Below are 24,380 nucleotides of genomic sequence, written 5' to 3' on the forward strand. Positions count from 1 at the left end.
AATCTAAAATACCAGAACATAATTGAAGAGAATCCCTTCAATCAATTTGCGCTTTTCAATTTTAGAACTGAAAAAGTATTGCCTAAAACGATTCCGCATGACATTCTGAAAAGTATTTTTTATATATTTAGAACAGAAAGTAATTGTATCTAAAACTGATTATCAAAAACAACACGCTGAAAGAAATCTACTGATTATTTCACTTTTACTTTCAACAGGCATCAGAATTTCTGAACTTTGCCACATTCGTCTCAAAGACATTAATCTTTCCAATAAGACACTCCATATTATAGGAAAGGGTAAGAAAGAACGTATCCTATTTTTAGGAGATCAAACAACCTTCAATTTATTAGAAACATATATAAATAAAACAAGAAATGAATCCAATGATTTCCTGTTTCCAGGGAAACATTCACTTAAGCCATTGTCAGATCAAAGTGTACGTTTAGTTATAAAAAGAATCGTTGAACAAAATAACTTTTCTAGAACTATTACACCGCATATGTTTAGACATAGCTTTGCGACAATGCTTCTAGATAATGATGTAGATATTCGATATATTCAACAAATTCTTGGACATAGTTCTATATCAATCACACAAATCTATACTCACGTATCTCATTCAAAACAAAAAGAAATACTTAGTTCTTTTAATCCTGTATCAGCGATTCATTCTGAAAAAAAATGAACACTCATTAAACACACTTATTTCATATATTTATAATTGTTTTACTATATTCTAATAAACATTAATAGTATAGTAGATTGAAACAAAATATGCACAAATATATTAGGGTGTAAATTAATTTCTAGAAATGTTTTAGCAACCGTAGTGTACTATTGTAGATTCAATCTGTTTCATATCCCAACTTTAAAAACTTTTAGAGTAACAAATGAAGTATTTGATAAAAAGGAGTATAATATCTTTAAAACGGATTACATGTATATAGATAAGGAGGGCAATTCTTTATGCTGAGAAGATTTGTTACCAAGAAGCACCTCGTACTTTACTTCTTTTCTATTACCATTACTTGGCTGGAAGCGATTATCACACCAGCCCTTGTTCAGAATATTGTTGCTAGTTTTACCAATCAAGAACTAGGCCTTCTTTGGAAAGTTTTGATTTTAGGAATCCTTGGTAATCTCATCCTCTTAATAGGTTTGGCTGGGAAACGCTATTACTACGCCCGTTTGATTACTGATTTCAAATATGGAATCAAGAGTGCTATTTTCAAGCGATTTTTAAACAGTTATGAGATTGATGAAAAGGATATTTTATCTGACCTAGAAAACGACGTCAAGCAACTAGAAGAAAGTTATATTGAGCCAACGGTCATCATCATTTCTTCTCTTGGCTTCACCACTGTGTCCATTCTCTATGCCCTATGGACCAATTTTTACCTGGGCTTGATTTTCATCCTCTTCTACTCCTTTCCTGTACTCTGCAGTGCTATCGGATCAAAGCGTTTGGATTCACTTTCTGAAAAGCGGTCAACTGTTAACCAGAGCTACTTAGCAAGCTTGACAAATTTTATTGGCGGTAGCCAACAAATTCGCCATTATCAGGGGCAAGACTACTTTTTTGCTCGCTATCAAAAGCAATTACAAACCAGTCTAGATACCGAAATTAACTATGAAAAGCAACGAACTTTAAATAGTCTCTTGATCAATAGCATCGATGCCTTTTGTTCTGTCACACCAATCGTCATCGGTGGCTTTATGACCTACTATAATTATTTAGATGCAGCGAGTTTTGTGGCCATCTATCTGGTTTCCCATAATATCGGCTATCAATTCCAAGAGTTGGCTTATTTTACCAACACCCGAAAAGCAACTCGAAGTCTTCTCAACAAATACCAAAAACTTTTAGGTCAGTCTGACTCCATCTCGCCTAGAAGCATAGAAAACATTTTCCCTATCCAACTTGACACCATCTCCCTAAAAAAAGATGGGAATATCCTCTTATCTCCGATTTCCATACACATCAAGCAAGGAGAAAAAATTGCCATTATCGGGGAAAGTGGCTCTGGTAAGACAACTCTACTCAATATCGTTCATGGAGAAGAGACACCGACAAGTGGACAGATTAGCTTTGCTGGTCAAAACCTGTCTCGTCAAGAAATCACGAGTGTTAGTTCCTATATCCTCCAAGATAGCCATTACTTTGACACGCTCTCTCTAGAAGACAATATCCTTCTAGGACTGGATAAAAAACAAGAGACTTTAAATCATATCCTCAAAAAAACAGGATTAGAACATTTGAAAAATCGAACGCTCAGCAATGATAGTCTATCTGGTGGCGAGAAACAACGCCTAGAAATTGCTCGCGCCCTCTACCACGATAGCCAACTCATCTTAGCTGATGAGATTAAGGCCAATCTTGACTTGGAAAATAGCAGAAAGATTAGCGACTTGCTCTTCTCCCTACCACAGACAGTCATTGAAGTCATTCACCACTACACGGAAGAAGACTTAAAACACTACGACCAAGTCATTCACTTAAGCAAAGAAAAGTAATACTCTATAACATACGATTTTAAAAAGCAAGGAATCCGAATTCCTTGCTTTTTAACTCAATGAAAATCAAAGAGCAAACTAGAAAACTAGCCGCAGGTTGCTCAAAACATGGTTTTGAGGTTGTAGATAAGACTGACGAAGTCAGTCACATATATACGGCAAGGCGACATTGACGCGGTTTGAAGAGATTTTCGAAGAATATTAACTCAATATCAAACTGGCTACTATAGGGCTGACAAAGACATAGAGAATACCGGTGACACCGATAGCCAAACCACCCATGGCTCCTGCTACAGAGCCGTATCGGAAGGCTGTTCCCGTTCCAACTGCGTGGCCTGTTCCTCCAAGAGAAAGACCAACAGCTACTGGGTCGTCAATTTTCAACCACTTCAAAAGGGTTGGGCCGATGACACTGGTTAAAATCCCAGTCGCCACTACAACCACCAAGGTCACAGTCGTCAGACCTTGCAATTTTTCTGTGATTCCCACTGCCATGGCGGTTGTTACTGACTTAGGAAAGAGAGAAATGGCTAGGAAAAAGTCCATTCCAAAGATTTTTGCCACAAGGGCTGTGAAAGAGGTATTGACAATTACTGCTAACAAACTACCAAAGAGAATACTCCGAGCATGGTGCTTCATCAAGTGAAAACTCTTATAAAGCGGAATCCCTAGAGCAACAGTCGATGGGACAATCAAGTTGTTCAAATAAACCCCACCTTGGTAGTAATCTTGGTAAGAAATACCCGTCACTTTTAGAAAAATGATAATAAAGATAGCTGACAAAAGCAAGGGCGTTGTCAATGGATGGGGAAAGCGTCTGTAAATCAGCATTCCCACTAGATAAGCTAAGATAGACAGGGCAAGCCCAAACAGGGGATTGGAAACAAATTCACTCATTTGGCATCTCCTTTCTCATAATCTCCCTCAAACCGTCTCTTGATAAACTGAACTACCAAGGCTATGAGGATAATATTGATAACAGCTGCAAAAAAGACAATCAAAACAATGGGCAAGAGATAAGGAGCAATCACATCAAACTTTTCCATGATTCCCACTGCTGGCGGCAAAAAGAGAATGGTCATATTGGCCAGCAAGAAATTCCCCACCATGTTGACATGCCTGGTTCTCAGCCACTTGAATTGTAGGGCTAGAAAGAGAATAATCAAACCGATAATACTGCCTGGGATGGGCAAATGAAAGAAACTGGAAATCCCCTCTCCGATTAGAGAAATCACAAAGAGAATCATTAATTGAACATATAATTTCATCCTAAACTCCACGAAATAGACTTCTGCATACCAGTTTACTCTTTTTTCAGAAAATTTCAAGGAAACACACAAGAGATAATGAAAATTAGAAAGGAAAGGGGATACAGACAATTAAAACTAGTGAAAACAGGCATGATTTAGGATAAGAGATGCCAGCGTCCTTCTTGCCAGCTCTCTTGAAAAGTAGTATAATTATTGCATGCGCAATCATCTTGTGATGCAGAGATTGTCCGTTAATGGACCTTCTTCTATTGATAACTCTAAAAAGAAAGGAGATACTATGACCTATTTGGAAAAATGGTTTGATTTCAATCGGCGTCAGAAAGAAATCGAAAGTCTCTTGGAAGAGACCATCGCCCAGCAGAGTGACCAAAGTCTGACCTTGAAAGAGTTCTACCTACTCTACTATCTGGACTTGGCTCAAGAAAAATCTCTACGCCAGATTGACCTGCCGGATAAGCTTCATCTGAGCCCGAGCGCTGTTTCTCGGATGGTAGCTCGCTTGGAAGCTAAAAATTGCGGTCTGCTTAGTCGCAGGTGTTGTGATCAAGATAGACGCTCTAGCTTTATCTGCCTGACAAGTGATGGCCAAAAAACACTGGCCTCTCTACAAAAGGCTGTCGAAGCAAGCTTGGAAACTGGTTTGGATTTCTTGATTTAAGATGATTTTAGAAAAAAGTTGCGTGCGCAATCATTTTTCTTGACATTCTCTTTTACAAGGAGTAAAATAAAATCATCATCAAACAAAGGAGTTTTAAACATGATTGAAATTACCTATCTAGATGCCAGCAAGAACGCAAGAACTGTAACCTTCGAATCTTATGAAGACTTTGATCGTTCACAACAAGCTTGCCTTATCGGCGTCGCAGACTACTACCCTGTCCAAAAATTAACTTACAACGGTCATGATTTGGACTACCATGGGACTTACGGAGATGTCTTCTTCTATCTCATGAAACAAGATTTAAGCCAATATAACTAAAAAAGGAGAAATACAATGGCAAAAGCAATTACAGATGCAACATTCGAACAAGAAACAAAAGACGGTTTGGTCTTGGTAGACTTCTGGGCAACTTGGTGTGGTCCATGTCGTATGCAAGGACCAATCTTGGATAAATTGTCTGAAGAACTTTCAGAAGATGTCTTGAAAATCGTTAAAATGGACGTTGATGAAAATCCAAATACAGCTCGTGCTTTTGGAATCATGTCTATCCCAACTCTTCTCTTCAAAAAAGACGGCCAAGTAGTGAAACAAGTTGCTGGTGTACACACAGCAGAACAAATCAAGGCCATCGTTGCTGAATTGAGCTAATCACACTAGAGACCAAGTACTTTCTTTGGTCTCTTTTTTCTTGCCCTTTGCCTTTTTTCAAAAAATATGCTAGACTGTAGGTAGAATATTACGATGTTTGGGACATGCCATCGCTAAAAAAAACCTTGACTTGGTATTTTTTAGCTCCCTCAAGGGAGCTTTTTGCGTGCTCTGAACATTTCCCATTTCGGAAGGAGTACTATGAAACGTCAATCTGCCTTGGTCGTCTTTAGTGGCGGTCAAGATTCTACAACCTGCCTCTTTTGGGCTAAAGAACACTATGAAACTGTTGAAGCCGTCACCTTTGCCTACGGCCAACGCCATCACCTCGAAATTCAAGTGGCTAGAGAAATTGCTAAGGAACAGGGTATTCGTCATCACATCCTAGATATGTCGCTGCTGGGGCAAATCACTGAAAATGCCCTGACCTCTGATCTGGAAATCAAGCAAAAAGAGGGAGAGGTTCCCAATACCTTTGTTGATGGTCGCAACCACCTCTTTCTATCCTTTGCGGCAATTCTTGCCAAACAACGGGGCATGAAAGACATCGTGACAGGTGTCTGTGAAACAGACTTTTCAGGCTACCCCGATTGTCGGGATGTCTTTGTCAAATCCCTCAATGTCACCCTCAATCTTGCCATGGATTACGACTTCGTTATCCAAACACCTCTCATGTGGCTAGACAAGGCTGAAACTTGGGAGTTAGCCGACCAACTCGGTGCCTTTGACTATGTTCGTGAAAAGACCTTAACCTGCTACAACGGGATTATTGGAAGCGGCTGTGGAGATTGCCCAGCCTGCCACCTACGTCAGCATGGTCTAGATGTTTATCTCTCACAGAAAGGAGAGGCCTAATGTTTTTTGCACCCAAAGAAATCAAACAAGAAACTGGGGAGTCTCTGGTCTACAATCCTCACAGAACCTTGGTATCAAAAGAATTTACCTTTGATGCTGCCCACCACCTCTTTCACTATGAGGGAAAATGTAAGTCCCTGCACGGCCACACCTATCATTTGCAGATTGCTGTCAGTGGATTTTTAGATGAACGGGGCATGACCTACGATTTCGGAGACATCAAAGCGGTCTACAAGAACTACTTAGAGCCCCACTTGGATCATCGCTATCTCAATGAAACTCTTCCCTATATGAACACGACTGCTGAAAATATGGTTTACTGGATTTTCCAAACCATGAGTCAAGAGTTGCCAGACGAGCGCGGTCTCCGTTTGGAATACGTTCGCCTCTATGAGACTCCGACTGCCTTTGCAGAGTTTAGACGGGAGTGGTTAGATGACTAGGGAACGTGTCCTCAAACTACCAGTTCTAGAAATTTTTGGCCCAACCTTTCAAGGCGAAGGTCGTGCTATCGGGCAGAAAACCATGTTTGTCCGCACTGCTGGTTGCGACTACCACTGCGACTGGTGCGATTCTGCCTTTACTTGGGATGGTTCTGAAAAACCAACTCGTATGACAGCTGACGAAGTCATTGCTGCCTTGGATAAACTAGGAAGCTACGACTACGTCACCCTATCTGGGGGAAATCCTGCTATCCTAGCAGCCAACATGGCCGAATTGGTCACTAAACTCAAGGAACGTGGTGTAACTCTGGCTGTTGAAACCCAAGGTTCTCGCTGGCAAAATTGGTTAAAAGACATTGACCAAGTCACCCTGAGTCCCAAACCTCCATCATCCAAGATGGAAGTCAACTTTGAAACCCTTGACTTTATCGTTTCTCAACTGGATCCAGACAAGGTCACCTTTAAAATTCCTGTCTTTGATGATGCGGATTTAGCCTTTGCCAGAGGCATACAAGAACGTTACCAACCAGATGTTCTTTTCTTATCGGCAGGAAATCCTGAACCCAAGGCCACAGGCAATATTGTCCAAGACCAACTGGACCGTCTCAAAGAACTCTGGGAACGTGTCGCTACCGACGACAGCTGGGGCAATGTCCGCGTCCTTCCTCAACTCCATACCCTCCTCTACGACAACCAACGTGGTGTTTAAGATTAGAAAGAAAAAATTATGTCACAACAAGAAGAAATGAAAAACCTCAGCCTCCTCGGCAACAAAGAAACCAACTACATTTTCGAATATCAACCAGAAGTCCTGGAATCCTTTGACAATCGTCATGTGGAAAATGACTATTTCATCAAATTTAACTGTCCTGAATTCACCTCACTTTGTCCGATCACTGCTCAGCCAGACTTTGCGACGATTTATATTTCCTACATTCCTGACAAGCTCTGTGTTGAGTCAAAATCCCTCAAACTCTACCTCTTTAGTTACCGAAATCACGGAGATTTCCACGAAAACTGTATCAACACTATCGGGAAAGACTTGGTCAACTTGCTAGACCCTCGCTATTTAGAGGTCTGGGGAAAATTCACTCCTCGCGGTGGCATTTCAATCGACCCTTACTACAACTACGGTAAGCCTGCAACCAAGTATGAAGGCTTGGCAGAACAACGCCTTTTCCAACACGACCTTTATCCAGAGAAAATTGACAACCGTTAAACTCATACAAAAAGCCCTGTTCCTCAAGATAAGGAGCAAGGCTTTTTGAGTTTCAATTATTCTTCTGTTCCAAAGCAGTTTTTAGCAACAAGGGCTGCAAGAACACCACCAACGATTGGCGCAAGGATGAAAATCCAAACTTGTTGAAGGGCTGCACCACCTACCAAAACAGCTGGTGCCAAGCTACGTGCTGGGTTAACTGAAAGTCCAGTGATGTTCAATCCCACAAGGATCATTGCCATCAAGGACAAACCGATTACCAAACCAGCAATCGCGCCATTGCCCTTGCTTTCTGATGTCACGGTCATGATAACCAAGACAAACAAGAAAGTTGCAATGACTTCAAACAAGAAACCACCAAAGACAGTGACACCGTTTGCCAAGGCATTTTCACCAAGACTAGCAGTTGACATCCCTGAATTAGCCAAGAGGAAGAAGACAGAAGCAGATGCTAAGAAGGCTCCAACTACTTGTCCAAGGATGTAGTTTACAAGCTCTGAAGATGACAAACGTTTGTTTACAAACATAGCAATCGAAACAGCTGGGTTCAAGTGAGCACCTGAAACAGTTCCGATTGAGTAGGCTGCGACTACGATTGCCAGACCAAAGGCAAAAGCAATTCCAAGGTGACCAAGGCCATCAAGACCATTTCCAAAAACAACAGCTCCTGTTCCGACGAACACAAGCATGAACGTACCGATTAACTCAGCAACAAATTTTTTCATTTTCTTTCTCCTTTTTTCAAAAACTAGGTACTAGTCTATCAAAAGTAGGAAAGGGTTTCAAGAAAATTGATTGGAAATTTTCTTGAAAATCATGAAACAACTCACTTGTCCTTAGTATTGAAAAGACTGGATAGCTTGTTTCAAGTCATCTTGTAAACTATTTCTCTGGTCAAGTTGAACATAGACTTCCAACAAACAGGATCTGAAGTTAGAAAATTTATAAAAATCTTCCCTTTCTTCTATCGGGAAATCAACAGTTTTTATCCAAGAAGCTACTTGCTCTTGCTCCAACTTCCCTTGTAAAATAGGTTCATAGATCACTCTCGCTAAACGCCAATCCTCATCATCTGTAAAACGAATCGAAATTCTTTTAAATAGTTGGCCAAGTATATCAAATACTTCATGAACTCTGTTTTTAGGAAAGTCTGGATGACAAACCACCTCTGTCAGTAAATCGGCTCCATGTGCAAAAGCGTGAACCCAACCATACTGACTTGAAAAACCCGTTGTATCCTTTTCTTTTGAAAGATAATACAAACCTTGATTGAGCATCGTATTTCTGATATGAGTTTGCAGCACTTGATAAAAAATAGAGTGTTCATTACCATCAGCTGATAAGAGATTTGCATAAATAAGCGCTCTAAAAGAACGTTCAAGTGTTGACAGACCTATCTCATAAATCTCTTCATCTAGTCCTCCATCAGATGAAACCGCTTCAGCAATAAACTGGAATTGTTCCTGTGTAAATAGCTCTTCCTGAATCCCCCTAGTAAAGCTTGTAAAAACAAGGTCATCACGAATTTCTGAAGAAGGATCTCCCAAATGATCAAGCAACCACTGGATTTCTTCCTGATGATAACTTGGTTTTTCTTCTGTTATTTTTCTAAGTAACTCTTGATACATACTCGATACCTCTACATTTCTAGCAACTTATCAAAAAGCCAGCCTTAAATGACTCAATATTGAATTCTTAATTAAATACAATCTAATATAAAATGAAGTAAACAACTATCAATACCAGTTCTACAGCAAGTTCAAATTTAACACTACAACCTTCAACGGAATTTTTGAAAATAGCTACAACTAAGACAAATAGAATGACACTTAACAAGCCCATAAACATCATTCTAGAACAACCTCTCTATCCCCTTACTCTCCCAACTGGGCACTGTAGGCGATAATCTGGTCAACTGTGTCTGACAAGAATTGGATTGTATCACGGAGTGGTTTATCTGTTGAAATATCAGCACCGATAATCATAGCTGACTCAAGTGGTGTCTTGCTACCACCTGACTTAAGGAGATTGAGCCAGTCCTCAGCTCCAGTTTCTGAGTTTTTAAGATGGAGGTAACCTGCAGTCGAAATCACAAGTCCAGCTGAGTAGGTGTAACTATACAAGCCCATGTAATAGTGAGCTTGACGCATCCAAGTCAAAGCCGCATCATCATCGATTTCAATAGCATTTCCCCAGAAATCCGTCAAAACTTCCTTCATAATGCTGTTGAGTTTGCTTGCTCCGAAGGTTTCTCCTTCTTCAATCAGTGTGTAAACCTTACGCTGGAAGGCTGCTTCCAAGAGGTGAGTGATAAAGTTATGGAAGTAGGTATCTGTCAAGCGGTGGGCAAGAGCGAAGCGTTTTTGACGAGGGTCGTCAGATTGGTGCTCCAAGTAGTCACTTAAAAGCAATTCATTGAAAGTTGACGGTGCTTCAACATAGTAGGTCGACATGTGGGCGTTGAAGTAGCTTTGGTGATTGTCTGAAAAGATGAATTGACCAGAATGCCCGATTTCATGAATCAAGGTATAAACGTCGCTCAAACGACCTGTCCAGCTCATGAGGACATAAGGGTGTACGCGATATGGATCCGCTGCATAACCACCAGAATCCTTGCCACTGTTAGCAGCAAAGTCCACCCAGCGCTCTTCTTGATAGCGAGCAACTTCCTGACAATATTCTTGCCCCAAAGGTGCGACTGACTTCATGACCAAATCGTAGGCATCATCAATGCTCACTTCAGGATTAAGGGCGCTATCCAAGTCCAATTTCCAGTCTGCAAAGGTCATCTTTTCAAGACCATTCACCTTGGCAACATGCTTGAGGTATCTCTGAGCAACTGGCGCAAAATCCTTCATGATGAGGTCAATCTGACGGTCAAACATGGCACGGTCCACTTCTTGCTCAGCCAGAAGATAATCAAAGACTGAGTCGTAACCCTTCATATCTGCCAATAGTTTTTCAGACTTGACTTGGGCTAAATAGGCTGCCGCAGCTGTATTTTGGTGCTTACGAAGCCCTTCCGAGAAAGAACGGAAGGATTTCTCACGAACCTCCGCGTCCTCGTGATTTTGGTAGAAATTCTCATAGGTCACAAAGCTATTTTTGTAAGTCTTGCCATGGGCTTCAAAGTCAGCCATTTCAAAGTCCCCAGCTCGCATCTTGGTGTAAATATCCTGCGGACTGTAGAAAACTTCACCCAGATTGGTCAAGGCCTTTTCCACATCAGCCCCTAGATAGTGGGCTTTTTTGATTTTGGCCTGACGAATAGCTGCCGTCAAGTGAGGCAATTCACCCAAACGATTCAAGACTTCCTCGTCTGCTGCCACCAAGGCATCGTCAAAGAAGGTCAAGGCTACGCTAGCATCTGTTTCAAATTCCATCCCAGCTTGAGCAATATTGGCAAATTCGTCATTGCTATAGTCCGTTGTCTGAGGCATAAAACCATAGTTTCCAATATGGCTCATCTGAATGTAGATTTGTTCCAATTCTGCAAAGGCCTTTTCAAAATCCTCAAAAGTATGAAGATTGCCCTTGTAATCACGGCTAAATTGATTGATGTCTTCACGAGCCTTCTCGATCGCACGTAAGAAATCCTCACGGTCTTGATATAGGGCTGTTAAATCCCAAAGTTCCTTCTCTGGAAATTCTGAACGGTGTTTTTGTTCCATTTTCTTCCTCTTATTTCTCTAATTCTAATAAAACACTAAGGGCTGATAAGGCGTAAAGTGGTGCTGTTTCTGCTCGCAAAATACGAGGACCTAGGCCTGCCAAAACGGCTCCCTTAGCTTCAAAACTTTCAATTTCCGCTGGTGACAGACCACCTTCTGGACCAAAGATAAAGAGCAGTTTGGCTCCTTTTTCAAGACCAGCGACTGTTTGTAAGAGCGCAGCGGCTTCTCCCTCTTTTGCTGATTCTTCATAGGCCACTATGATAGAGTCAAACTGGTCAAACTGAGCTAGAAAATCTGCTTTTTTCTCGAAAAGCTTGATACTTGGAACAACATTACGCTTGCTTTGTTCTGCTGCTCCAAGGGCAATTTTTTCTAGTTTTTCAACCTTTTTACCCAATTTCTTGCCATCCCACTTGGCAACTGACCAGTCGGCAGGAAAGGCCCAGATTTGGCTAGCACCCAGTTCAGTTACTTTTTGAGCGATGAACTCCAGCTTGTCCCCCTTGGGAAAGCCAGATGCGATGGTCACTTGGATTGGTAATTCCACATTGTCAGCTAATTCTTCGACCAACTCAAACTGACGAGCTTCCACATCCAGCACACGCGCCAAGCGCTTGATGCCATCATCAAAGACCAAGGTCACTTCATCATCTTCTTTCAAGCGCATAACCTGAAACATATGCTTGCTGGTTTCCTTGTCCTCGATGGTGACAGGGGAGATAGCACTGCCTTTAACAAAATACTGCTGCATGCTAGCCTCCAATCACACCGGAAATATCCTTGGTTTTCTTAAAGACACAGGCATTCCATTCCCCTTGAATCATGTGGGTCTCAAGGAAAAATCCAGCTGATTCAGCCGACTCGCGCACCATGTCCCACTTGTCCTTGATAATTCCACTCATGATGAGGTAGCCTTCATCCTTGACCAAGCGATAGGCATCCTCCGTCAGATGGATGAGAATATCCGCCAAGATATTAGCTACAATCACATCTGCCTCAATCTCAACACCCTTAAGCAAATCTCCTGCTGCTACATGGATGTTTTCCATGCCAGGGTTAAGTTCAATATTTTCCTGAGCAACACGAACTGCTACATCATCTAGGTCATAGGCGAAGATTTCCTTGGCACCAAGTAGCGAGCTAGCAATGGAGAGAACCCCTGAACCAGTCCCCACATCTAGCACCGTTTCTCCACCACGAAGAACCTGCTCCAAGGCAAAAAGACTCATCTTGGTTGTTGGGTGTGTTCCAGTCCCAAAGGCCATCCCTGGATCTAGCTTGATAATCTTTTCTCCCGCTGTTGCTTCATAGTCCGTCCATGATGGCACAATGGTCAAATCATGAGTGATACGAGCTGGTTCATAATATTTCTTCCAGTTATCTGCCCAATCTTCCTCAGCCAAGGCAGTCGTACCCATTTTGACCTCTCCCAAATCCATAAAATCCGTTAATTCTGCTAAGCGAGCCTGCAAGTCCGCCTCAACCACTGCTACATCCACCGTGTCAGGGTAGTAGGCTGTCACAACGATTTCTTCTTGCTGCTCAACCTCTGGGAAAATCTCGCCGAAGCGGTCAACATTTCCCACATAGTCCATACTGTCTTCAATCGCAACACCTTGTGCTCCCAGCTCAATCAAGAGATTGGAAACCAATTCCTCCCCCTCACGCTTGACTGTAACTTTTAACTCTTGCCATGTTTCCATCATTAAGATACCAAGCCCGTAAAACACAAAACCAAAATAGGAAACTCTCTGAAGACGTTTGTGTCTAAGAGAAGTTTATCTTTTTGGCACCGTGTTTAGGGCGGGTTCAGTTTAGAAATGTAACTGAACCATCCTTTCTAATCACTTACTTTTAAATAATCTTTTAATCTCTCTTGCAACTGAGGTACAACTTGACTAGAACTAAGAAATTCCTCAACATTCATGAGCTGATAGCCCTGTCCTTCATCTCCAAATACGATACTCTCAAACTGGTCTTGTGTCAACTGACCGACTAGAAATACAGATTGTTTATCCGCAAAAAGCATACTTGGATAAACCCTACTCCAAAGCAGACAATCCTCAGTCAGATGAATTCCCAGTTCCTCAAAAACTTCACGCTCCACGCACTCAAAAGGACTTTCATCACCCTCTCGTCCACCACCTGGCAGTTCCCACATATTGGGCCAGGGAATGCTTGCCTTATCATCGCGTAGGATAGTCAGAAGCTTATCCCCACAAAACAAAGCAATCTTACAGCCTGTGAAATCAGAAATCTCTATTTCCATATTAGACTCCTTCGGTTAATTCCTTTTCCAGCTCGGCTAACCAGTTTTCATAATAGCGTTTCTCATCCCGTAACATCCGGCTGCTATTCATTTTCTGTCTAGCAATCTTCATAGCCTTGTGAGTTTGAACTACATCTTTCTTTACCTTAAATTGATACCAGGCTTGAATGACCTGCATATCTGCTGTTTTTATAGATAAAAAGGATTTGACCCCTCGAATACTTGCATATTCTTCCGCTTTCTTATTATCTCCTTCTATCAGAGCAATTTGAAGAAGGTATAATTGAGAACTAGTTTTAGACATTGGATTATTTGTTTTCTCTAGCACAGACTGAAACTGTTGCTTTGCAAGCTCTATATTATCATCCAATATGAATACCAACCCCTGAAGAGTCTGAACACTTTCTGCAAAACTCCCTCTCACATCCTCATCAACAGGCATGATAAAGTCTTTTAAATCATATTCTTGAGGAGCTAGTAAGGTCTGGGCAGAATGCCTCAACATCAGGTAGGCGTATTTCGTATTTTCAGGGTGTTGTAGCAATTCCCAAATTTTTGCTCCATCGGTGATGCCGACTGGCAGAACATTGAAAAGAAGAAGAGATAAATTTAGACAAATCCAAGTGCCTGCAAAATACCAGTTTGTTGTCAAAAAACCAAAAAGTGTTGCCAATAATATCAAGCAAAGATGAACTATCAAGCCTCCTGAAAGCATCAAGATGATTCTTTGATCACTTTCATTCTCTTTTAAACCAATATACTGAGCACCAACATTTTTCAGAATGGCTGTTCTACTAAGATGAAACCTGCCTAACTTTTTGGTCAAAATAAAATGTCCTAACCCAAAAGCCACCAGACGATAGCCTGTCAGATAACCACAAAATGCATGACCAAGCTCATGAAGAATCAAGATTACATACATGCTTAGAAAAGCAAAAGCATAACCAAAACTAAAAACTAATAATGCAGAATAGCCCAACTCTGCAAATGCGATGGTTCCACAAGCAAAAGCTAGCATAATAAAGACAACAGCTAGCACATAAACCAAATAAATCCCAATTTTCTTCATAAAATCTCCAACCAACTCCTAATATCTCGGATAAGGATAAAATTCTCCCTCTTCCAAGCCAACTTTTCCTTCTTCAAAGACTTCTTGGTTCCATTCCATGACGAATTCTTCTGCTTCTGGGTCTTCCAAAAAGTCCATGAGGGCATCTAGTCCAACCTCGGCAGTGTCTTTAAGGAATAGAGCAAAATAAGCTAAAAATTCACGAGAAAAACCTTTTTTAGGTAGGTAAGGAATAACCGTCAAATAGTCTTCCTCATTGACTGTTGATTTGGCAGGATTGTAAAAAAGCACTGCTTCCTCAAAGAGAATGTCATCTGACGAAACCTCTCCGTCTTCATCTACCATCTCCACACCTGCAGCGTTTTGCGCTTCCAATAGAAAACTCACTTCAACCGCGTGGTTACGCTTGTCCCAACTAATCTCAAAGTCAAAGGGAAAATTCTTCTCCAACTCTTCCTCTAAAACATCTAAAAATCCGTATGTTGCCATTTTGTCCTCTTTCTATGCGACTCTTTAATCGCCCCGATTGCTCGGAAATATGCTAAAATAGATACTACCATCTTACCACATATACATCAGAAAATCCACGTTAGAAAGGACTGCTATGCCAGACAATCTCGCACTTCGCATGCGCCCTAAAACCATCGATCAGGTCATCGGTCAGGAACATCTGGTCGGACAAGGAAAAATCATCCGTCGCATGGTGGAAGCCAACCGCCTGTCCTCCATGATTCTATATGGACCTCCTGGAATCGGCAAGACCAGTATTGCTTCAGCCATCGCTGGGACTACTAAGTATGCCTTTCGAACTTTCAATGCGACAGTTGATAGTAAAAAGCGACTGCAAGAAATTGCGGAAGAGGCTAAATTTTCAGGTGGACTTGTACTACTCCTTGACGAGATTCATAGACTAGATAAAACCAAGCAAGACTTCCTCTTGCCTCTCTTGGAAAGTGGACTGGTCATCATGATTGGCGCTACAACTGAAAATCCTTTCTTCTCTGTCACTCCTGCCATTCGCAGTCGCGTTCAAATTTTTGAGTTGGAACCTCTGTCTAACCAAGAAGTCAAAGAGGCTCTACAGATAGCTCTAAGTAACCCTGAGCGTGGTTTTGATTTTCCAGTAGAACTAGATGAGGATGCGCTGGACTTCATCGCAACCTCTACAAACGGAGACCTGCGCTCTGCCTTTAACTCACTGGATTTGGCTGTTCTTTCTACCCCTGAGAATGATAAGGGCATTCGCCATATCACTCTAGACATCATGGAAAATAGTCTTCAGAGAAGCTACATCACTATGGACAAGGATGGAGACGGTCACTATGATGTTCTATCTGCCCTGCAAAAGTCTATCCGTGGCTCAGATGTTGATGCCAGTCTTCACTATGCTGCCCGCTTGATTGAGGCTGGGGATCTGCCAAGTCTCGCTCGTCGCTTGACCGTTATCGCCTATGAAGATATCGGTTTGGCCAACCCTGAAGCCCAGATTCATACCGTGACTGCTCTGGATGCTGCCCAGAAGATTGGGTTCCCAGAAGCCCGCATTCTCATTGCCAATGTCGTGATTGATTTGGCCCTTTCTCCAAAATCCAACTCAGCCTATGTAGCTATGGATAAGGCACTTGCTGACCTCAAAACATCAGGGCACTTGCCTATTCCGCGACACCTGCGTGATGGACACTACAGCGGAAGCAAGGAACTAGGGAATGCCCAAGACTATCTCTATCCACACAACTATCCTGGAAATTGGGTCAAGCAAGACTATCTACCAGAAAAAATTCGTAATCATCACTATTTCCAAGCAGAAGATACTGGTAAATATGAACGGGCTTTGGCTCAAAGAAAGGAAGCTATCGACCGTTTGCGAAAAATCTGAAATCCTTTTCAAAAAATTGCACTTTCCTCTTGATTTTTTTTGAAAAAGTGGTATTATATAAACATAGAAACGCTGTGGTGTACGACTTCACACTTAAGTGTTGACCGACTATTTTTTGTATTATTAGGGAAACAAAAGTCTTCTAACAGCATGTAGGCCGTCTCACACGGAAACAGCTTCAGTTAGAGCGAGTTGCCCACCTGCTTAATTGCGCGGGTTCAATACAAACCGTGAAGTTTCGGCACCAATACAGCTTTTTTCTTTGCCTCCTTAGCTCAGCTGGCAGAGCAGCGGACTCTTAATCCGTGGGTCACAGGTTCGATCCCTGTAGGGGGCATCTAAATACAACAGGAAAAAGCCTTGTAAATCAAGGCTTTTTTTGCTTGTCTATAACTGATTTACCCCATCATTTGTCCCACATTTTAAATCTATCTTTTCTTTTTGAATCAAATTACATCTTTACAAATAGTGTAAAGCCAGTTACTTTTGCTTTGATGCCATACAATATTTTCATGTAGAGAAGACAAATTTTATCTTCTCTTTTTATTTTCAAAATAATAAAAACTGATTTTCTTTTCATAAATCAGACTGAAACTTCCAAATTTTCCATTTTGTTTATTGATATTTCCTCTAAAAAGGTGTATAATATTTTTATTATCAAACTATACTATACTATATAGGGGGTATTGAAATGAAATTTTCTAATCGTTTATCGCTATTCCTTGCAGGAGTTGTTTTTGTCCTTTTAGGACTTTTCCTATTTACAAACCCAGTAGCTAATCTTGTTGCTTACAGCTGGTGGATTGCATTTGGTTTACTGGTTTCTTCTATAGCAGCTATTTTAGGCTATTTCTCTGTACCAAAAGAGCTTCGCTCACCAGCTCATCTTTTCCAAGGGATTGTTAATCTTCTCTTAGCTCTTTACCTCGTTGCCTATGGCTTTGTGACGCTGCCAGTTGTCATTCCAACTATTTTAGGAATTTGGTTAATTGTAGAAGCCATTATAGTTTTCTTTAAAGGCAATCGTCTGGGATTGATTTTCCCTATTATTGGCAACCATATCATGTGGATAGCGTTGCTTGCATTTTTACTAGGTCTAGTGATTTTGTTCAATCCAGTAGCTACAAGTGTCTTTGTCGTTTATGTCGTTGCCTTTGCATTTTTAATTGTTGGTTTCACCTATATCCTTGATGCCTTTCGTAAATAATCTAGCTGCCATTTTGGGCATATTAAAATAGCTGGGAAGTTACATTCTCAGCTTTTTCTGTTGCCTCCTTAGCTCAGTTGGTAGAGCAGTAGACTCTTAAGCTATGGGGCGCAGGTTCGAGCCCTGCAGGGGGCACATCTAAATCAACAGAAATAAGCCTTGAAACCAAGGCTTTTTTTAACGTCTAATAGCTTTTTGTAGAAAAGTATTTAAAAATAAAAGAGAAGAGAATCTCTCACTCTCTTCTCAGTATATCTTATTAAATTTAGTTTTTCTTAATCTAGCTGATTTTCCTTTGCAACGACAAATTCCTTAACCAATCGATAGATAACAGCAAATATCGGTGTAAAGAATATCATCCCAAGTAAGCCAAAGAGATTGCCTCCAATACTAGCAGCCGCAAGCGTGAAAATAGCTGGCAAACCAATAGATTGACCTACAACTCTAGGATAAATAAGGTTTCCTTCAATCAGCTGTATAACTTGATATAGAAGAAGAGAAAGTAAGGCTTGAGTAGGACTCACTGTGAAGATAAAAATCGCTCCCACAACACAAGCAATCATAGGCCCTACATAAGGAATGAACGATAGCACTCCTGCAAATATACCTGTCATTACCCCATAAGGTAGTCCAAACAGGCTGTAGCCAACCGCTATCATAACTCCTATGATGACTGCTTCAATCAGCTGACTCATCAAAAATTGGTCATAAGTCTCTAGTGCTACTTGTCCAATGTAAGTTAACTTTGTCACCACTTTCTCTGGAAATATAACTTTTAGAAGTCTACTCGTCATCGCTGCCAGATGTTCCTTACTGGATAAAAATAAAAAGGTAAATACTATAATCAGAAAGGCATTCATTATACTTGAAAAAATATTTCCTATATTACTAGTCAGACCGGATAAGAAGGTTATCAAAGCTTGACTAATAGAGCTAGACTGTCCCTGAATTCCTGATACGATAGTTGACAGCATGTCTTTGGTTACAAATTCCGAGCTGTCTAGCAATTTCCCAAGTTGAGTCAGGACTGTTGAAAGGACTGCTCCCAGCTGACTAATAGTCTGAGCAAGGGTTGGAAGCACCAAAACCAAAAGACAGATCACGATTAAGATAAGAGATAGGAAAACAAGCACCATAGCAATCGGACGGCGCAACCCTGCCTTTACCTTCATTTTAACTAGGAATTCTTCAATTTTTTTCATGGGAACATTGAGCACAAAAGCAATGACAGCACCATAAATCAAGGTAGAAGTTACTTCAAAGAGAGATACTGCCCCTGATATAAAGCTTGATGCATTCAGAATTACAAGAGTAACCAGCCCTATAAAAAGTATTAATGGGGTGTATTTTTTTACTAAATTCATAAATTCTCCTTAATAAACATGTTTAGATACGACTATACTATTTGGTTTTTCAAACTCTCGGTCAAGGTAAGCTTGGTAAGTTCCTGGTGCGATAAATCCTTTGGGTGAGAGGATATCGGTGCCAGCCTGACCGACTATGGTATCAGCCAAGAGCACACAGTTTGTAGATAAGACAAAGTAGGATTTAAACTTAGATTTGATAAATTTATAAAGTTCCCCATCTGTCTCATGTCTGATTTTATAAGCGTAGGTGTAGTCTTCCTTACCATCACCTGTCATGATTTTATCTGCACTTGGCTCCCATGGAATCGTCAGTTGTTTCAATTCAGCCAACTTTTTCTGAACTGCTTTTTCCATTTCAGGCGTCAAATCTATCCCATAACCAAAAAGCGTTTTTTGACTCTCACGTTTACATAGGTCAATGTACTTGTCACGATCACAGAAATATAAGACACCATCTCCTACCATGCCAAATAAGGTCTCAGAAGACGGATCATAGTTGCCATAAGAAATAACACGGCCTTGATAGCAGATATCCACATGACCAATTGCCGAAAACAGAGAGGTCTCAGCTGTATGAACAAAAATTTCAAGCTCCGCTGTCTTACCAGACTTCACCATTCCAAGATGGATATCCTCTCTCTCATCAGCATTTTCCTGCATGAATTTGTTGATTTTTGCTAAAGTTCTTGCAGGGATGAGAGCGGCTAGGACAATAGGTAAGCTAATTCTAATACGACGTTTGAGATGGTTTTTCCCAATTTCCCCTTCAAATAAGAAACCGTCACGGATATTGGACAGACCATAAAGGAAAAAATAAGCCCCTAATACAAAGAGTTGAAAGACAGAATTTCCTGTAGAGGACAAAAGACTAGTCCCACCAAGAAAAACTAGTACGAGTCCATCTAGTAAGAGACGAAAACGAGGTCGAATTTTGTTTTTGCGGTAGAGAACATAGGTGACAAGGTTAATACTAGCATGAAAAATCTGATAAACTCCAATCACAAGAGCCAAAATATAAATCGGCACATCCGTCGCAAGATTGGAGCCAAGCAAATATCCCAGCACTAACAATTTAACCAGTGCAACTCCCAAGGTGTCCGTTGACTGACTTTTTTTGAAAATACGTAATACTAAATCTAAGACCGTTGCTATCCAAGCTAAAAACAGAACCAGTCGAATAACCTTTACTGGCAACCAAGTCCCCGTGACCATCAAGATGAGACCTAGCAGAACAAACAAGAACCCCTGAGCAAGTAATTTCTTACCTGTCAGACCTAAAGATAGAATTTTCGCCATATAAAAACCTTTCAACAATAAAAATTAAACACTCCGATTAAACTGACTAGTAAATAGCCAACACTACAAACAGCCTGTGCCAGCAACATATGGTGACTAGAAATGACTGTAGTAATGTCACCATCTTGTCTTATGCACTTCTAAAATTTGTTATATTGATTAGAAGCCAGAGCTTATAAAAACTAGCTAAACTCGAGAGATAGACACAATTGCGACGAAAAAATGTATAACCAATTCAACTTGTTAAGGTAAGAAAGCATTATTTCCAATCTATTAATTATTCATCTATTACCTATTATGACACAATATTCCCTATAGTTCAACTTTTTACTTGTTTTTATATTACACGGACTAAAAAGTTTTCAACAGTTGATTGCATTTGTTTTAATAAGTTTTAACCTTTCTTGGTTAGATAAAAAAAGAACCATACAGTTTAGAATCTGTATGGTTTTTGCCCCACTTTTGTCCCATTTTTAAATCATGACATTGAAAATACCTAAAATCACTTATATTTCAATATTTTTAATTGCTCTCAATATGAAAGTCCTTTCCAAATCCCTGTAGGGGGCATCTAAATACAACAGGAAAAAGCCTTGATTTACAAGGCATTTTTGTGTAGTCTTAGCACTAAAAAACGATAGAAAAAACACCCCTTCTGAACTGCACCCCAAAAGTTAGACAGAAAAAACCTAACTTTTGTGGCGCAGTTCATTCGCGTCACATGAAGTTATTTAAGCATATCCTTTTCTCTCATTACCATTTTCTGTTATAATAAATCGTACTTCTAAAATAGAAAGGTCTTAAGATGACAACTCTTATTAAACATAAACGTGTAGAATTTTCAGAACTTTTTTATGACTTAGTTTTTGTTTTTGCAATTTCAAAAGTAACTACTTTAATTGACCATCTTCATAACGGTATTTTGACTTGGAATTCTTTCTTTGATTTTTTCATAGCTGTCTTGTTTCTCACCGATTCCTGGATGATTCAAACCGTCTATACCAATCGCTATGGAAAGAACTCTTTATTTAACATGGTAATCATGTTTATCAAAATGGGACTTTTACTCTTTATAGCCAATATGATTGGACCTGATTGGCAACAATATTTTCATTATCTCTGTTGGGCTATTGGTACATTAACCTTTACCTTATTTTTACAATATTTGGTTGAATTTTTTAGAAAATCAACCGATAATGTTAATCGGGAAAGTATCAAAGGTTTTCTATGGATAACAGGTCTAGGAAGTTTAGGAGTCTATCTAGTAGCTCCTCTTCCTATTTACGTTGGAGTCCCTATCTTATTTGCTAGTATTCTGCTAACATTTATTATGCCAATTATCTTGCTTAGTAAAGATAAGCATTACCAGGTAAATCTCCCCCATTTAATCGAGCGCATCTCCCTTCTTGTCATTATTACGTTTGGAGAGATGATTATGGAGCTAGCTAACTTCTTTACAATCGAGAATTTCTCGATTTATTCGGTTCTTTATTTCATTATTATGCTTTCTCTGTTCTTGTTTTATTTTGGTCAATTCGACCATGCTATTGATGAAGAATCTAATCAAAAGGGACTATTTCTAATTTACAGTCACTATCCTATTTTCATTGGACTTCTTATGATGACCGTTTCGATGAGTTTTCTTCTGAATCCTGAAACTAATCTTCTCTTTGCAACCAGCTTCTTTTATATCGGAATTGGCCTCTTCCAAGCTGCTGTCCTAGCAAATGGGCCCTATAACAAACACTATCTTCGCTATTCGAAAAGTTACTACTGTGTCCAAGCTACACTCTATCTGGCTGCCTTGATTCTCTCTTTAATCTTTGCTTCTAATCCTATAATAGTAGTAAGTATTACAACCATTTTAGCTCTAGCTATAGCTATTCATTCTATTTATTTTTATATGACACAGACTAAAAAACATTCCACACCTTACTGGGAGTTGTTTTAATGAGTTTATAAGATTAAAAAGCTTTGGGAACCAAGGCTTTTTTTTCATTAATTTGTTTTTCCATTTTATCCTCCAATTTGATCTCGCACTGACATTTATTTATAACAAAACTATATATCTAGAATAGCATAATCATTAGGTATTATAGGTTTTCAAACCAAATACGAGTCATTCGTTTTTGCCCCACTTTTGCCCCATTTTTAAATCCTGACATTGAAAACACCTAAAAGTATTTCCCTAAAATCAGCTATATTTCAACATTTTTGTTTATTTTCAATATGAAAAGTTCTTACAAATCCATGTAGGGGGCATCTACATACAACAGGAAAAGCCTTGGAATCAAGGTTTTTTTCGTATCTTCTACAAAAAAAGCAAGAGTTTTAGAGGACTATGACTCTAGATGTACATTTTACTTAAATGACTGAAGGTCTTTTCTTAATAAAAACACCCCAAAAATTAGATTTTTTCTGTCTAACTTTTGAGGTACAGTTCAAAACGCGAAATAGCATTTTTTATTTTAGGTTACTAATCTAATCGAATAAACATCATGGCATTTAACAAAGATATGAGTGAGACCGTGTTTATATTATTTGAATAGATCAGTCTCTTATTTTCAATCGGAGGAATAATAAAATTAGAAATGATGATATCATAAGGCGATTCTTCTAAAGATTCCTTTGATAATTCTAATTCAGTCCAAACTTCAAGTTCAAAATTGTTGCTGCAATAATAAGAAAGTGTCTCTGCAACGGATTTTGCATGATACTGATCAAAATTACTCATAACCAGAACCTTCAGCTTTGGCTGATTTTGTAGTAGATTAAGCACCAAATGTTTGGTATGAGTGATGAAGGTATAAGATAGATGATTTACCATCATTGAACTAGAACAAACTTCAAGAGTCTCTAAATAATGAGAAAGCTCTTTTTTTACATCTGAAACAAATTTAGGGAAAATATTTTGAAAATTCCTGATTGTATTCCCTTTTTGATCAAATAAAATAAACTCAGTGGACAACTCCTGACGATACAGATGTGCAGTATTATGCAGATGCCAAATCAGATTATCCTTATTCTCAATCTCAATCTGATACTTGACTGAAATCTGATCAATAAAATCACTCAATAGATGGTAAGATTTTTCAACATAGCTATCCTTTTTTACGCATTTCAAAAAGAGACTTTCATCTATGAAAAACATTTTTTGAAAGTAAGACACAAATAATTGGCAAACAACTTCTTCATCTAAAGAGATATTGTATTCTAATTCAAAATTCTTAGCAACACCTTCTATTCCTTCTACCTGCATTAAAAAATCCAAACTTTGGTCGTTAAAAGAATCTTTCTCTATTTCCATAAAATGACCAAACTTTATTCGATATAGATTAATAACCAGGAGCAGCTTTAGCATTCTATGAGTTGACAAATTCATTGGAAAGCTTGTTTCCTTATAAACCAATTCTAACAATTGAGATAGGGGCTCTGATGAAAAATTTTCAAATGGCCATTCTAGGAAATAATATTTTTCTGAAAAATATTGTGCAAAAAAAGTAACGAATGTCTCTCTCATTTCCAATGATTTGAACAGGGGTCAGACTGATTTCAAATTGAAATTGCTTTTTAATCACTTTATTGATTTGGCTAATAATACGATAGAGCGAAGATGAACTGATATAGAATTCTTTACAAATACTTTCAGCTTGACAACCTTCATTAAAGAAGATAAATTTTAAAATCGAAAAATGAGTTGAATGCTTAAAGAAATGATGGTAAACCATTTCAATATCACTATCATCGGTATTAATAATGCGTATACCATTAGTCGAAGAATGAAAAATCAAGTCAGGAAAAGCAGATTTAACATGGGATAGATCATCTTTGACTACACGTTCTGTACAATTTAATAACTCTGCTAGTTCAGAACGATGAAACTAACGTTTATGTTCAAATAATAATTCTAATTGCCTATGACTTTTTTAGATAATAAATCTCTCATGAATGTCTTTCTCTCTTTATAAATTATCGGATTTCACCTCTTGCAATTATACCACAAAGAAT

At 39.4% G+C, this 24,380-nt stretch carries 23 protein-coding genes, 2 tRNA genes and 2 pseudogenes; 14 read left to right on the top strand and 13 right to left on the bottom strand.

Annotated features, from left to right (window positions below):
- Both HMPREF0851_RS15820 and HMPREF0851_RS10875 read left to right on the top strand, forming a co-directional pair.
- Window positions 1-688, top strand: a pseudogene (locus HMPREF0851_RS15820) (tyrosine-type recombinase/integrase); the annotation flags it as partial.
- A 281-nt stretch (window positions 689-969) separates the two neighbouring features.
- Window positions 970-2,517: an ATP-binding cassette domain-containing protein gene (locus tag HMPREF0851_RS10875; RefSeq protein WP_000946123.1), complete on the top strand. Its 1,548-nt coding sequence runs from the start codon at window positions 970-972 to the stop codon at window positions 2,515-2,517.
- Window positions 2,518-2,718: 201 nt separating this feature from the next.
- Here HMPREF0851_RS10875 and HMPREF0851_RS10880 read toward each other — a convergent pair whose 3' ends face one another.
- The gene (locus tag HMPREF0851_RS10880) at window positions 2,719-3,414 is read right to left on the bottom strand and encodes an LrgB family protein (protein ID WP_001288942.1); all 696 of its coding nucleotides are present in this window, start codon (window positions 3,412-3,414) and stop codon (window positions 2,719-2,721) included.
- Window positions 3,411-3,785: a CidA/LrgA family protein gene (locus HMPREF0851_RS10885; protein WP_000781325.1), complete on the bottom strand. Its 375-nt coding sequence runs from the start codon at window positions 3,783-3,785 to the stop codon at window positions 3,411-3,413. Before HMPREF0851_RS10885 ends, HMPREF0851_RS10880 begins: the two co-directional genes overlap by 4 nt.
- A 280-nt stretch (window positions 3,786-4,065) precedes the next feature.
- Here HMPREF0851_RS10885 and HMPREF0851_RS10890 point away from each other — a divergent pair, with 280 nt between their 5' ends.
- The 7 genes from HMPREF0851_RS10890 to queF all read left to right on the top strand — a co-directional run bounded on the left by HMPREF0851_RS10890 (window position 4,066) and on the right by queF (window position 7,614).
- The gene (locus tag HMPREF0851_RS10890) at window positions 4,066-4,446 is read left to right on the top strand and encodes a MarR family winged helix-turn-helix transcriptional regulator (protein ID WP_000221626.1); all 381 of its coding nucleotides are present in this window, start codon (window positions 4,066-4,068) and stop codon (window positions 4,444-4,446) included.
- Window positions 4,447-4,545: 99 nt separating this feature from the next.
- Window positions 4,546-4,767, top strand: coding sequence for a DUF4649 family protein (locus HMPREF0851_RS0104125; protein ID WP_000570246.1), 222 nt, complete (start codon window positions 4,546-4,548; stop codon window positions 4,765-4,767).
- Window positions 4,768-4,782: 15 nt separating this feature from the next.
- Window positions 4,783-5,097 (top strand): thioredoxin, encoded by a 315-nt coding sequence (gene trxA, locus HMPREF0851_RS10895; RefSeq protein ID WP_001029581.1) that lies wholly within the window; start codon window positions 4,783-4,785, stop codon window positions 5,095-5,097.
- A 201-nt stretch (window positions 5,098-5,298) separates the two neighbouring features.
- Entirely contained in the window at window positions 5,299-5,952 is a 654-nt protein-coding gene (queC, locus tag HMPREF0851_RS10900; RefSeq protein WP_000828772.1) for a 7-cyano-7-deazaguanine synthase QueC, read from the top strand.
- The gene (gene queD / locus HMPREF0851_RS10905) at window positions 5,952-6,395 is read left to right on the top strand and encodes a 6-carboxytetrahydropterin synthase QueD (protein ID WP_000464578.1); all 444 of its coding nucleotides are present in this window, start codon (window positions 5,952-5,954) and stop codon (window positions 6,393-6,395) included. The genes queC and queD overlap by 1 nt, the downstream gene beginning before the upstream one ends.
- Complete coding sequence (gene queE, locus HMPREF0851_RS10910) at window positions 6,388-7,104, top strand: 7-carboxy-7-deazaguanine synthase QueE (protein ID WP_000196462.1); 717 nt, start codon at window positions 6,388-6,390, stop codon at window positions 7,102-7,104. The genes queD and queE overlap by 8 nt, the downstream gene beginning before the upstream one ends.
- An 18-nt stretch (window positions 7,105-7,122) precedes the next feature.
- On the top strand, window positions 7,123-7,614 hold the full coding sequence (gene queF, locus HMPREF0851_RS10915) for a preQ(1) synthase (RefSeq protein ID WP_000082586.1): 492 nt from the start codon (window positions 7,123-7,125) through the stop codon (window positions 7,612-7,614).
- A gap of 56 nt (window positions 7,615-7,670) precedes the next feature.
- Here queF and HMPREF0851_RS10920 read toward each other — a convergent pair whose 3' ends face one another.
- The 8 genes from HMPREF0851_RS10920 to HMPREF0851_RS10955 form a co-directional block, all read right to left on the bottom strand.
- A complete protein-coding gene (locus HMPREF0851_RS10920; RefSeq protein WP_000714854.1) occupies window positions 7,671-8,339 on the bottom strand; it encodes an MIP/aquaporin family protein in 669 nt (222 codons plus the stop codon).
- A 111-nt stretch (window positions 8,340-8,450) separates the two neighbouring features.
- Entirely contained in the window at window positions 8,451-9,242 is a 792-nt protein-coding gene (locus HMPREF0851_RS10925) for a DUF2785 domain-containing protein (protein ID WP_000284159.1), read from the bottom strand.
- A gap of 246 nt (window positions 9,243-9,488) precedes the next feature.
- Window positions 9,489-11,285, bottom strand: coding sequence for an oligoendopeptidase F (pepF, locus tag HMPREF0851_RS10930; RefSeq protein ID WP_000435573.1), 1,797 nt, complete (start codon window positions 11,283-11,285; stop codon window positions 9,489-9,491).
- 10 nt (window positions 11,286-11,295) lie between these two features.
- The gene (locus HMPREF0851_RS10935; protein ID WP_001188187.1) at window positions 11,296-12,039 is read right to left on the bottom strand and encodes a 16S rRNA (uracil(1498)-N(3))-methyltransferase; all 744 of its coding nucleotides are present in this window, start codon (window positions 12,037-12,039) and stop codon (window positions 11,296-11,298) included.
- Window position 12,040: 1 nt separating this feature from the next.
- Window positions 12,041-12,991, bottom strand: coding sequence for a 50S ribosomal protein L11 methyltransferase (gene prmA, locus HMPREF0851_RS10940; RefSeq protein ID WP_000451144.1), 951 nt, complete (start codon window positions 12,989-12,991; stop codon window positions 12,041-12,043).
- A 137-nt stretch (window positions 12,992-13,128) separates the two neighbouring features.
- Window positions 13,129-13,557, bottom strand: a complete 429-nt coding sequence (locus HMPREF0851_RS10945) for an NUDIX hydrolase (protein ID WP_000401995.1) — start codon at window positions 13,555-13,557, stop codon at window positions 13,129-13,131.
- A gap of 1 nt (window position 13,558) precedes the next feature.
- Complete coding sequence (locus HMPREF0851_RS10950) at window positions 13,559-14,626, bottom strand: M50 family metallopeptidase (protein WP_000719485.1); 1,068 nt, start codon at window positions 14,624-14,626, stop codon at window positions 13,559-13,561.
- Between the two features lie 18 nt (window positions 14,627-14,644).
- Complete coding sequence (locus tag HMPREF0851_RS10955; protein WP_000257122.1) at window positions 14,645-15,115, bottom strand: DUF3013 family protein; 471 nt, start codon at window positions 15,113-15,115, stop codon at window positions 14,645-14,647.
- 115 nt (window positions 15,116-15,230) lie between these two features.
- On the opposite strand from HMPREF0851_RS10955, the gene HMPREF0851_RS10960 reads away from it, so the two are divergent.
- From HMPREF0851_RS10960 to HMPREF0851_RS10975, 4 genes are all read left to right on the top strand, one after another.
- Entirely contained in the window at window positions 15,231-16,502 is a 1,272-nt protein-coding gene (locus HMPREF0851_RS10960; RefSeq protein WP_001113233.1) for a replication-associated recombination protein A, read from the top strand.
- A 264-nt stretch (window positions 16,503-16,766) separates the two neighbouring features.
- A tRNA-Lys gene (locus tag HMPREF0851_RS10965) sits at window positions 16,767-16,839 on the top strand.
- Window positions 16,840-17,193: 354 nt separating this feature from the next.
- Window positions 17,194-17,709: a DUF308 domain-containing protein gene (locus HMPREF0851_RS10970; RefSeq protein ID WP_000672744.1), complete on the top strand. Its 516-nt coding sequence runs from the start codon at window positions 17,194-17,196 to the stop codon at window positions 17,707-17,709.
- 62 nt (window positions 17,710-17,771) lie between these two features.
- Window positions 17,772-17,844 (top strand) — tRNA-Lys (locus HMPREF0851_RS10975).
- Between the two features lie 140 nt (window positions 17,845-17,984).
- On the opposite strand, the gene HMPREF0851_RS10980 is transcribed toward HMPREF0851_RS10975, so the two are convergent.
- Complete coding sequence (locus tag HMPREF0851_RS10980) at window positions 17,985-19,073, bottom strand: AI-2E family transporter (RefSeq protein WP_001055024.1); 1,089 nt, start codon at window positions 19,071-19,073, stop codon at window positions 17,985-17,987.
- A 9-nt stretch (window positions 19,074-19,082) separates the two neighbouring features.
- On the bottom strand, window positions 19,083-20,372 hold the full coding sequence (locus HMPREF0851_RS10985) for a membrane protein (RefSeq protein ID WP_001062781.1): 1,290 nt from the start codon (window positions 20,370-20,372) through the stop codon (window positions 19,083-19,085).
- Window positions 20,373-21,177: 805 nt separating this feature from the next.
- Here HMPREF0851_RS10985 and HMPREF0851_RS10990 point away from each other — a divergent pair.
- Window positions 21,178-22,323 (top strand): low temperature requirement protein A, encoded by a 1,146-nt coding sequence (locus HMPREF0851_RS10990; RefSeq protein ID WP_000209243.1) that lies wholly within the window; start codon window positions 21,178-21,180, stop codon window positions 22,321-22,323.
- A gap of 525 nt (window positions 22,324-22,848) precedes the next feature.
- On the opposite strand, the pseudogene mgaSpn reads toward HMPREF0851_RS10990, so the two are convergent.
- A pseudogene (gene mgaSpn / locus HMPREF0851_RS10995) lies at window positions 22,849-24,318 on the bottom strand (virulence factor transcriptional regulator MgaSpn).
- Window positions 24,319-24,380: the final 62 nt, after the last annotated feature.

It is taken from the genome of Streptococcus sp. M334 (genome assembly GCF_000187745.1).
Lineage (GTDB): Bacteria > Bacillota > Bacilli > Lactobacillales > Streptococcaceae > Streptococcus.